The organism is Dietzia sp. B19 (assembly GCF_014145155.1).
Classification (GTDB): domain Bacteria; phylum Actinomycetota; class Actinomycetes; order Mycobacteriales; family Mycobacteriaceae; genus Dietzia; species Dietzia natronolimnaea.
On the sequence record NZ_JAALED010000488.1, the window covers coordinates 1 to 1,692 of the forward strand.

The 1,692-nt window shown below is 69.9% G+C and carries 2 protein-coding genes; both read left to right on the forward strand.

Going from position 1 to position 1,692, the window contains the following annotated elements; genetic code table 11:
- The first annotated feature begins 38 nt into the window (after positions 1 to 38).
- A complete protein-coding gene (gene dtd / locus G6020_RS13415) occupies positions 39 to 482 on the forward strand; it encodes a D-aminoacyl-tRNA deacylase (RefSeq protein WP_182610960.1) in 444 nt (147 codons plus the stop codon).
- A 139-nt stretch (positions 483 to 621) separates the two neighbouring features.
- On the forward strand, positions 622 to 1,590 hold the full coding sequence (locus G6020_RS13420) for a sigma-70 family RNA polymerase sigma factor (RefSeq protein WP_179525209.1): 969 nt from the start codon (positions 622 to 624) through the stop codon (positions 1,588 to 1,590).
- Positions 1,591 to 1,692: the final 102 nt, after the last annotated feature.

The following is a 1,692-nucleotide window of genomic DNA, read 5'->3' on the forward strand; positions in this document are numbered from 1 at the left end:
GGCGTCCGCGCCGCCGCCACCCCGGGGCCGGTGGGCGGGTGAGGGCCGTCATCACGCGCGTCACCGAGGCGTCGGTCACCGTGGACGGGGAGATCGTGGGCGCACTCCCCCGCGCCGGGCTGCTGGTGCTGCTGGGGGTGTCGACCGACGACGACGAGGGGGACGTCGCCACGATGGTCCGCAAGATCGCGGAGCTGCGCATCCTGCCTGGTGAGGCGGGCGCGGTCGAGATCGGCGTGCCCGTCCTGGTGGTCAGCCAGTTCACCCTCATGGGGTCGACGAGCAAGGGGCGCCGACCGTCGTGGTCCCGCGCGGCGCCCGGGGCTCGGGCCGAGGCCGCGGTCGATGCGGTGGTGCGAGGTCTCCGTGAGCGGGGACTCGAGGTCGAGACCGGGGCGTTCGGCGCGATGATGCAGGTCAGCTCCGTGAACGACGGCCCGTTCACCGTCCTCGTCGACACCTCGGGTTCCCGGACGTCGTGACGGACGTCATGGGCCCGGGAACATTCCCGGCACCACCGCCGTTGTAGCAGTACGTGACCGTGACCCGGACACGCGTCCGTTCCGTCCATCAGCAACCGACCGCCGACTCTGATCCCCCGGGCCGGCAGGAGGAGGAGACATGACGTCAGCCACCACCCGATCGGACCGTCGGACGGAGGCGGATTCGGATGGCCAGAGCCCCAGCGCGGACCTCGTCCGCGTCTACCTCAACGGGATCGGCAAGACGGCTCTGCTGAACGCGGAGGACGAGGTCGAACTCTCCAAGCGTATCGAGGCCGGTCTCTACGCCGCCCATCTCCTGGCCACCAAGAAGCGGATGGGCCCCACCAAGAAGGCCGACCTCAAGGTGATCGTCGCGGAGGGCGAGGCCGCCCGCGCGCACCTCCTCGAGGCCAACCTGCGCCTGGTGGTCTCACTCGCTAAGCGCTACACGGGGCGCGGCATGCCGCTGCTGGACCTCATCCAGGAGGGCAATCTCGGCCTGATCAGGGCCATGGAGAAGTTCGACTACGCCAAGGGCTTCAAGTTCTCGACCTACGCCACGTGGTGGATCCGCCAGGCGATCACCCGGGGGATGGCGGACCAGTCCCGCACCATCCGGCTCCCCGTGCACCTGGTCGAGCAGGTCAACAAGCTCGCCCGCATCAAGCGGGAGCTCCACCAGCAGCTCGGTCGCGAGGCGACCCTCGACGAGCTGGCGGAGGAGTCGGGGATCCCCGCGCACAAGATCGAGGAGTTGCTCGACCACTCGCGCGACCCGGTGAGCCTGGACATGCCCGTCGGCGCGGACGAGGAGGCGCCGTTGGGCGACTTCATCGAGGACGCCGAGGCCACCAGCGCCGAGAACACGGTTGTCACCAACGTCATGCACTCGGACGTCCGTGCGGTCCTGTCCACGCTCGAGGAGCGCGAACAACAGGTCATCACACTGCGGTTCGGTCTCGATGACGGCCAGCCCCGCACCCTCGATCAGATCGGCAAGCGTTTCGGGCTCTCGCGTGAGCGCGTCCGCCAGATCGAGCGCGAGGTCATGGCGAAGCTCCGTGAAGGGCGCCGCGCCGACAAGCTCCGCTCCTACGCGGTCTGAGGTCCGGGCCGGACGAGGACACCACGACGCCCCGGCTCCACGGTCAGGCGGGTTCACACCGCCACCGGAGCCGGGGCGTCGTCGTGTCCGGACCGGGCGACG

Excerpts from the sequence above, each read along its gene's own strand:
- G6020_RS13420 (WP_179525209.1), top strand. The coding sequence starts at position 622 with ATGACGTCAGCCACCACCCGATCGGACCGTCGGACGGAGGCGGATTCG.